The sequence below is a fragment of the Pseudomonas sp. genome (assembly GCF_049645325.1).
Taxonomy (GTDB): domain Bacteria; phylum Pseudomonadota; class Gammaproteobacteria; order Pseudomonadales; family Pseudomonadaceae; genus Aquipseudomonas.
On sequence record NZ_JBARTQ010000027.1, the window covers coordinates 37,952 to 46,954 of the forward strand.

6 protein-coding genes are annotated in these 9,003 nt (G+C 60.1%); all 6 read left to right on the forward strand.

Going from position 1 to position 9,003, the window contains the following annotated elements; all coding sequences use genetic code 11:
- Positions 1–615 precede the first annotated feature (615 nt).
- The 6 genes from WBB95_RS00985 to moaE all read left to right on the forward strand — a co-directional run bounded on the left by WBB95_RS00985 (position 616) and on the right by moaE (position 8,805).
- The gene (locus tag WBB95_RS00985) at positions 616–1,740 is read left to right on the forward strand and encodes a polysaccharide deacetylase family protein (protein WP_424485893.1); all 1,125 of its coding nucleotides are present in this window, start codon (positions 616–618) and stop codon (positions 1,738–1,740) included.
- Positions 1,741–2,086: 346 nt separating this feature from the next.
- Positions 2,087–3,481, forward strand: coding sequence for a PhoH family protein (locus tag WBB95_RS00990; RefSeq protein ID WP_048723779.1), 1,395 nt, complete (start codon positions 2,087–2,089; stop codon positions 3,479–3,481).
- A gap of 309 nt (positions 3,482–3,790) precedes the next feature.
- Complete coding sequence (locus WBB95_RS00995; RefSeq protein ID WP_424485894.1) at positions 3,791–7,525, forward strand: autotransporter domain-containing protein; 3,735 nt, start codon at positions 3,791–3,793, stop codon at positions 7,523–7,525.
- Positions 7,526–7,640: 115 nt separating this feature from the next.
- A complete protein-coding gene (gene moaC / locus WBB95_RS01000; protein WP_122543652.1) occupies positions 7,641–8,114 on the forward strand; it encodes a cyclic pyranopterin monophosphate synthase MoaC in 474 nt (157 codons plus the stop codon).
- Positions 8,111–8,353, forward strand: coding sequence for a molybdopterin converting factor subunit 1 (gene moaD, locus WBB95_RS01005; RefSeq protein WP_424485895.1), 243 nt, complete (start codon positions 8,111–8,113; stop codon positions 8,351–8,353). The genes moaC and moaD overlap by 4 nt, the downstream gene beginning before the upstream one ends.
- Positions 8,354–8,355: 2 nt before the next feature.
- Complete coding sequence (moaE, locus tag WBB95_RS01010; protein ID WP_424485896.1) at positions 8,356–8,805, forward strand: molybdopterin synthase catalytic subunit MoaE; 450 nt, start codon at positions 8,356–8,358, stop codon at positions 8,803–8,805.
- Positions 8,806–9,003 lie beyond the last annotated feature (198 nt).

Consider the following 9,003-nt stretch of genomic DNA (forward strand, 5'->3'; position numbering starts at 1 on the left):
CGGCCTGAAAGCCGACCTGAGTGGTTGAAGCAGAAGCAGGGCAACAACAGAGCAGCACAACCTTTACCTGATGTAATGAGTTCCAACTGTGGGAGCGGGCTTGCTCGCGAAGGCGGTGTGTCAGTCAACAGATTCATTGGCTGACACACTGCATTCGCGAGCAAGCCCGCTCCCACATTTGGATCTCATTACATCAGATAGAGAATGTGCCGCTCTGCTGTTGCCCTGCTTCTGCTTCAACCACTCAGGTCGGCTTTCAGGCCGCCGTGCTTTAGATCTTGATCTTGATCTCAGGCGCCCCGTTAACCACGACGGCCGCACGCAGGCTTGAATCCGTGGGTAACCCGGCAGGAGCCGGGTTAGCCGTGTTGGGCCATGGATGGCCCGTCACGGCGGCCCACGGATTCAAGCCGGAGTGAGGGCATGCCGAGCCTAGGCGAGGCGCCGAGTGGAGGGGCAAGAGCCCTTTGCTTACTTTGGGGCTTTTCCAAAGTGAGCCGCTGTAAGAGCGGAACCATACGCAGCCATTACCCAAATAACGGATAGACACACCAACCCATTACCGCCCCGGCGATCAGCTATAGTGCCCGACGACTCTGGAAAGGGAGACCCTCGGTGCGAATTGCACTCCTATTATCCGCCTGCCTGCTATGCCTGAACGCCCATGCCGCTCCCGTGGATGTGGCGAGCCTGGACCGTGGCACCTGGCCCGAAAAACTCAGCAGCCCGGCGCTCTTCGACGTGGCCTCACGCGCCGAAATCCTGATGTTCGCCCACAGCCTCCTGGCCAGCGAAAACCAGGATGAAACCGCCCTCAAACAACGCCTGGGCCTGAAAATCATCAACCTGGCCGCCATCGACGACCTGCGCCGCCAGCTGTGGCAACGTTTGCTGGAAAACTACACCTTCGCCCAGCAAAGTTGTGACGAAGACGCGTCCTTCTGCTACCTGGTCGAAAGCATGGACGACCTGCGCGAGCAGGCCGGCAAATTCCAGGTCAGCGACAACTCGTTCTATATAGGCTGGGCCGGCCCCAGCCATAACTTCCACGAACGCTACCTCGACGAATTGCTGCGCAAAGCCGCGCTGTTCCCGCAGATCAGCAGCGAAGTCGCACGCTTTGGCGACCACGAACGCAATGGCGACGAATTCAACGACCGCCTGTTCCTGCTGACCTTCGACGGCGGCCCCGCGCCCGTCAGCGGCAACACCGACTGGCTGACCAATTACCTGCGCAAACAGAAGCTCAACGCTACGTTCTTCGCCCTCGGCAGCAGCCTGCAAACCCGGGTAGAGCGCAGTTCCGCCGCCGATGTACAAGCGCTGTACCAGGGCCAGTGCGTCGGCATTCAGGGGTGGCAATACCGTTCTCACAGCCATTGGGTTGACTGGCAAAGCTCAATCACCCGCAGCGCATCGCTGGTGCAGAACCTGATGCCGGAAAACTACGTGCCGCTGTTTCGCCCGCCATATGGCCAGCGCCGCGCAGACAGCCAGGGCTTTTTCCAATCCCAGGGTTTGCAGGTGGCGTTGTGGGACATCGACTCCCAGGACGAGCCGGGCAAGCTCAAGGCCGAGGAGTCGGCGCAGCGCGTGTTGACGCTGATGCTGTTGTGGCGCAAAGGGGTGATTGTGTTTCACGACACCCAGGACAAGGCGCGGGTGGCATTGCCGCTGTTGATGCAGGCAACGGCGCAAAGTGGGCTGGGTTGGCAGGACTGCCGGGAAGCGTTTCGTTAAAACGGCGAAGTGCCCGGCCCTGTTGGGGATGAGGCGTTTTTGGGGTGATTTCCTGCGACAATTCGATGCAGGCGGACTTCCGACTTTAACGGGGTACCTGGCACTCGGCTAGTGCTATTCGTCATCCTGAAAAATAAACTTCAAAAAAGCGTCAAAGTGCTTTTTCCTGTCATGGCTTTTGCGGTATTACGAAGTCAGATCGCCGAAACCTGCAACACAGGTGGCGTCTTCCAAGACTCCTCATGTGGGCATGCACTTGACGTCCCTCAGGTGCATTCGGTGGTCGAATCGAGGCGCAGCACCGCCCAGGTATTGCGTCGACTGGCTCCCACAAAGGTGACCGAGTATGGATGATCATGGACGTAACCCTTCTTCCGACCAGCCAATCCTTTATGTGCTTGATACCAACGTACTGATCCACGATCCAAACGCACTGCTTAACTTCGAAGAACACCACGTCGCCATCCCGATGATCGTGCTTGAGGAGCTCGATAAACTCAAAAGCGGGCACCACAGCGTTGCCGCCGAATGCCGCCAGGCGATCCGCCTGATCGACAAGACCCTGGGAGAAGCGTCGCCCGAAGACGTTGAAGTCGGCGTGCCGATCCAGCGTGGCAAAAGCGGGCCCAAGGGCTTGCTGTCGATTCTGATGAACAAGCGCAGCGAGCCCAACAGCCTGCTGCCGGAAAACCTGAACGACAACAAAATCATCAACCAATTGATCGACCTGCACGCGCGCGACAAGGACCTGCGCCTGGTGCTGGTGACCAAAGACATCAATATGCGCCTCAAGGCACGAGCGTGTGGGATCGCCGCCGAGGACTACAGTACCGACCAACTGGTCGACGACGTGTCGATGCTTTCGCGTGGGTATCACACAGTAACCGGCTCGTTCTGGGACCTTGTGAGCAAGGTCGAGACCCGTCAGGACCACGGTCGCACCTGGCACCAGGTACAGCTGATCGACAACCTGCCGGCAGTACACATCAATGAATTCATCATCGACGAACAGGGTTTTGTGGGCTGGATCAAAGAGATCCAGGTCGACAAGCTGCTGATTCTCGACCTGCATCAGGAACCCCTGTTGCACCAGGAAGCCTGGGGCCTGAAACCGCGTGACATCTACCAGAGCCTGGCGCTGTACGCGCTGCTCGACCCGGATATCCACCTGGTCAACCTGACCGGCGCTGCAGGCTCGGGGAAAACCATCCTCGCCCTGGCCGCTGCCATCGAGCAGACCATGGTGACCAAGCGCTATCGCCGCATTATCGCCACCCGCAGCGTGCAGGGCCTGGACCAGGAAATCGGTTTCCTGCCCGGCACCGAAGCGGAAAAAATGGAGCCGTGGCTGGGGGCGATCACCGACAACCTCGAAGCCTTGCACATGGATGACGAAAACACCCATGGCAGCGTCGACTACATCCTCAGCAAAGTGCCGTTGCAGTTCAAATCCCTCAACTACATTCGAGGCCGCAGCTTCCAGCAAAGCCTGATTTTGATCGATGAATGCCAGAACCTGACGCCGCACCAGATGAAAACCATCATCACGCGTGCCGGCGCCGGTTCCAAAGTGGTGTGCCTGGGCAACCTGGCGCAGATCGACACCCCTTACCTGTCCGCGACCAGCTCCGGGCTGACTTACCTGACGGAACGCTTCAAAGACTTCCCGAACGGCGTGCACATCGCGCTGCAAGGGGTTCCTCGTTCGATTCTGGCCGAGTACGCCGAGTCTCATCTATAAACACAGCCCTGTCGTAGTTGGTGGCTAAATGCCACGAACCACCCCGAATTTCTCGCGAAATTCGGGGTTTTTGCTTTTAGCGACATTTGCCTTCGTTAATGCGCCTTGGGTGCTTGTGGTCTTTGTATTTATTTTGTTACATTTTTTATCGCCAAACATAATAAGAACACTGCGTGACCCCCGTCGGAAACCACCTCCTGATTCGACGACGTTTTGAAGACCTCCTTGGGTTTTCAGCGTGACCCTGCCTATTACAAAAAGCCCGATACATCGCTCATTGACGACGCACCTATCCAAAGGGAATGGAACATGGAAGTAGCAGGTAATGGCATCACTTTGTCTCACGGCAAAGGCACCACAGGTTTCAGATCGATACCGCTCACGCCCATCGCGCTCGGGTTGGCCTTATGGCTGGGCCAGGGATCCGTGGCTTGGGCAGATGACAGCAACCCTTACACGGCGCCCGTGCTGGAGTCGGCCTTCCGCAAAGCCGTTGCTTCGTTTGGCCCCAACACCGACGTCTACAAGAACCTGCGTTTTGCCTTCGCGGACATCGTTGATCTGGCGGCCAAGGACTTTGCCACGCAGTCCGGCAAGTTCGATTCGGCGCTCAAGCAGAATTATGAGCTGCAGCCGGAAAACCTGACCATCGGCGCCATGCTTGGCGATACCCGGCGGCCTTTGGACTATGCCTCGCGCCTGGACTATTACCGCAGCCGGCTGTTCAGCAACAGCGGCCGCTACACCACCAATATTCTCGACTTTTCCAAGGCGATCATCGCCAACCTGCCGGCGGCCAAGCCCTACACCTACGTAGAGCCGGGCGTCAGCAGTAACCTCGGCGGGCAACTCAACGCCGGCCAGTCCTGGGCAGAAGCGACGAAGGGCTGGAGTGCCAACGCGCAAACCTGGAAAACCCCGGAGGCCCAGGTCAACTCCGGCCTGGACCGCACCAACGCGTATTACGCGTATGCCTTGGGCATGACCGGCAAAGGCGTGAATGTCGGCGTGCTCGACTCCGGCATCCTCACCGAACACTTCGAATTCCAGGGCAAGAATGCGCAGGGCGAAAACCGGGTGCAGGCGGTCACGTCCACCGGCGAGTACTACGCCACCCATCCGCGCTATCTCCACGACACCCCGGACGGTAAGTTTCAAAAAGGCGAACACTTCAGTATTTCCGGTGAGTACGACCCGGTCATCAACGACGGCCACGGCACGGAAATGTCCGGCGTACTGGGCGCCAGCCGCAACGGCACCGGCATGCACGGGATTGCCTTTGATGCGAACATTTTTGTCGCCAATACCGGCGGCACCGACGACAACCGCTTCCAGGGCTCCAACGACCTCGACTACAACGCGTTCATGGCCAGTTACAACGCCCTGGCGGCGAAAAAGGTGTCGATCGTCAACCAGAGCTGGGGCCAGAACTCGCGCAATGACGTGGAAAACCACTTCGGCAATGTCGGCGACAGTGCGGCCGACAACTTGCGCGACATGACCGCCGCCTATCGCCCGTTCTGGGACAAGGCCCACGCCGGGCAGAAAACCTGGATGGACGCCATGGCTGACGCGGCGCGTCAAAACACCTTCATCCAGATCATTTCGGCGGGCAATGACAGCCACGGGGCCAACCCGGACACCAACGCCAACCTGCCGTATTTCAAGCCGGACATTGAAGCCAAGTTCCTCTCGATCACCGGTTACGACGAGACCAGCGCGCAGGTGTACAACCGGTGCGGCACCTCGAAATGGTGGTGTGTGATGGGCGTTTCGGGCATCCCGTCCACCGGGCCTGAAGGGGAAATCATCCCCAACGCCAACGGCACCTCTGCTGCCGCGCCGAGCGTCTCCGGTGCGCTGGCGCTGGTGATTCAGCGCTTCCCCTACATGACCGCCAGCCAGGCTCGCGATGTATTGCTCACCACCTCCAGCCTGCAAGCGCCGGACGGACCGGACACGCCGGTGGGCGACCTGACCGGTGGCCGCACCTACGACAACCTGCAGCCGGTGCACGATGCCGCGCCGGGTACGCCGCAAGTGCCGGGCGTGGTCAGTGGCTGGGGCTTGCCCAACCTGCAAAAAGCCATGCAAGGGCCTGGGCAGTTCCTGGGGGCGGTGGCGGTGGCATTGCCCACCGGTACCCGCGACATCTGGGCCAACCCGATCTCTGATGAGGCGATTCGCGCCCGTCGTTTCGAAGATGCCACCGAGCAGGCAACCTGGGCCGTCACCAAGCAGCAGAAAGGCTGGCTCAATGGTTTGCCGGCCAACGCCTCGGCGGACGATCAGTTTGAATACGAAATCGGCTACGCCCGGGAACAGGCGACGCTCACACGCGGCAAGGATTTGCTCACCGGCAGCACCTACGTCGGCAGCCTGGCCAAGTCGGGCGACGGCGAACTGGTGCTGGAAGGCCAGAACACCTATTCGGGCAGCACCTGGGTGCGCGGCGGCAAGCTGTCGGTGGACGGCGCGTTGACCGCCGCGGTGACCGTGGACGGCAGCGCCGTGGGTACGCTGAACGCAGATAACGGCGTGGCAACCACACTGGGCGGCACATTGGCCGGTAACGGCAGCGTCGGCACGCTGACCGTCAACACCGGCGGCCGCGTGGCGCCGGGTCATTCGATCGGCACGCTGCACACCGGCGACGTCACCTTCAACCCGGGTTCGGTGTACGCGGTAGAGGTCGGTCCCAACGGGCAAAGCGATCAGATCCAGAGCAGCGGTGTCGCCACCCTCAATGGCGGCGTGGTGACCGTGTCCCTGGAAAACAGCCCCAACCTGTTGTCGGCCACCGAGGCCCGTAGCCTGTTGGGGCAACCGTTCAACATCCTCAGTGCCAGCCAAGGTATCAACGGCCGGTTTGCGGCGATCACGCCCAACTACCTGTTCATCGGCACCCAGCTCAATTATCAGGCGAACCAGTTGAGCCTGGCGGTTGCGCGCAACCAGACGACGTTTGCCAGTGTCGCGCAAACCCGCAACGAACGCGCCGTGGCGACGGCAGCCGAGGCATTGGGCAACGGCAGCCCGGTGTATGAAAGCCTGCTGGCCTCAGACTCGGCAGCCCAGGCGCGGGACGCGTTCAAGCAACTCTCGGGGCAACTGCATTCGGATGTGGCAGCGGCGCAAATGGCCGACAGCCGTTACATTCGTGAAGCGGTCAACGGCCGCCTGCAACAGGCTCAGGCGCTGGATTCCAGTGCGCAGATCCAGGCCAGTGATAACGGCGGCTGGGTGCAACTGCTGGGCGGTCGCAATAACGTCAGCGGTGACAACAATGCCAGTGGTTACTCCTCGTCCACCAGCGGTGTGTTGCTTGGCCTGGACACCGAGGTTGGCGACGGCTGGCGCCTGGGTGCGGCCACCGGCTACACCCAGAGTCACCTCAACGGTGACGCCTCGGCCTCGGCAGACAGCGACAACTATCACCTGTCGGTCTACGGTGGTAAGCGTTTTGACGCCATTGCCCTGCGTTTGGGTGGCGCCACCACCTGGCATCGTATCGACAGCTCGCGGCGTGTGGCTTACGCCAACCAGTCGGACTACGACAAGGCTGATTACAGTGCGCGCACCGATCAGGTATTTGCCGAAATCGGTTACACCCAATGGGCGTTCGTCGAGCCCTTTGCCAACCTGACTTACCTGAATTATCAGAGCGACTCGTTCAAGGAGAAGGGCGGCGCGGCAGCCTTGCATGCCAGCAAGCAAAGCCAGGATGCCACGCTCTCGACTTTGGGCCTGCGTGCGCATACCCAATTGCCGGTCAGCTCGACCTCGGCGGTGACGTTGCGCGGTGAATTGGGTTGGGAGCATCAGTTTGCCGATACCGATCGTGAAGCCTCGCTGAAGTTTGCCGGCAGCGACACGGCCTTCGCCGTCAACAGCGTGCCCGTGGCCCGTGATGGCGCGGTGATCAAGGCCAGTGCGGAAATGGCCCTGACCAAGGACACGCTGGTGTCCTTGAGCTACAGCGGCTTGCTGTCCAACCGTGGCAACAACAACGGGATCAATGCCGGGTTTACGTTCCGCTTCTGACGCACGATGCTGTTTATAAAGGGGCGCACTGCGCCCCTTTATTCATGGGATAAACAGCCCTGCGCAAAATTGACTCACGGGTTTACAATTGCCGCTCCTGATCAGGAGTATCCCTGTGCTGACTCATCTCGATTCCCAAGGTCGCGCCCACATGGTCGACGTCACCGACAAAGCCGTGACGTTCCGTGAGGCGGTGGCCGAAGCGCGGGTGCGCATGTTGCCCGAGACCCTGAAAATGATTGTCGACGGCGCCCACCCCAAGGGCGACGTGTTTGCCGTGGCCCGCATTGCCGGGATTCAGGCGGCAAAAAAAACCAGTGATTTGATCCCTTTGTGCCACCCACTGATGCTCACTGGCGTCAAGGTCGAGCTGAGCGCCGATGGCGTGGACGCGGTGCATATCCTCGCGCGTTGCAAACTCTCTGGCCAGACCGGCGTCGAGATGGAAGCGCTGACTGCCGCCAGCGTCGCGGCGCTGACGATCTACGACATGTGCAAGGCCGTGGACCGGGGCATGACCATCGAAAGTATTCGCCTGTTGGAAAAACTGGGCGGCAAAAGCGGGCATTTCAAGGCGGACCAGGCATGAGCGTTACCGTATTGTTTTTTGCGCGCTACGCAGAAGCCGTGGGTTTTGATTCGCTGGAGATGGAAGGCGAATTCGCGACCGTCGACGCGGTGCGCCTGGCGTTGGCCGGTGACCCGGAGTTTGCCGTGCTCAACGAGGCCAGCCTGATGTGCGCGCGTAACGAAGAATTGTGTTCGCTGGACGAGCCGCTTGTTGATGGCGACGAAGTGGCATTTTTCCCGCCAGTGACTGGAGGTTGACCGTGGCGATTCGGGTGCAGGCCGAGGCGTTTGATCCGGGTGTTGAAGTCAATGCGATGCACGCGGCGAATGTTGGCGTGGGTGCGGTGGTGAGTTTTGTCGGCTATGTGCGTGATTTCAACGATGGCCTGGAGGTGTCGGGGATGTTTCTGGAGCACTACCCTGGCATGACCGAAAAAGCCTTGGCCAAGATTGTCGTGGAGGCTGAGCAGCGCTGGCCGTTGCTGAAGCTGGACGTGCTGCACCGCATCGGTGCGCTGGAACCGGGGGAGCCGATTGTGTTTGTCGGGGTTGCCAGTGCGCATCGTCAGGCTGCGTTTGATGCGTGTGCGTTTGTGATGGACTACCTGAAGACCCGGGCGCCGTTTTGGAAGAAGGAAAATACCAGCGAGGGGCCGCGTTGGGTGGAGGGGCGTAGCAGTGATCATGCGGCGACGGATCGCTGGAAATGACTTGGGTTTTTGGTGGGCGGTTGAGTGCTTATCCGTTTTTTGGGTGATGGCGGCTGTTGGTTCCGCTCTTACAGCGGCTGACTTTTGAAAAGCGCAAAAGTAAGCAAAACGCTCTTGCCCCACCACTCGGCTCCTCGCCTAGGCTCGGAGTGCCCTCACTCCGGCTTTGGACCGTGGGCCGCCGTCATGGGCCATCCC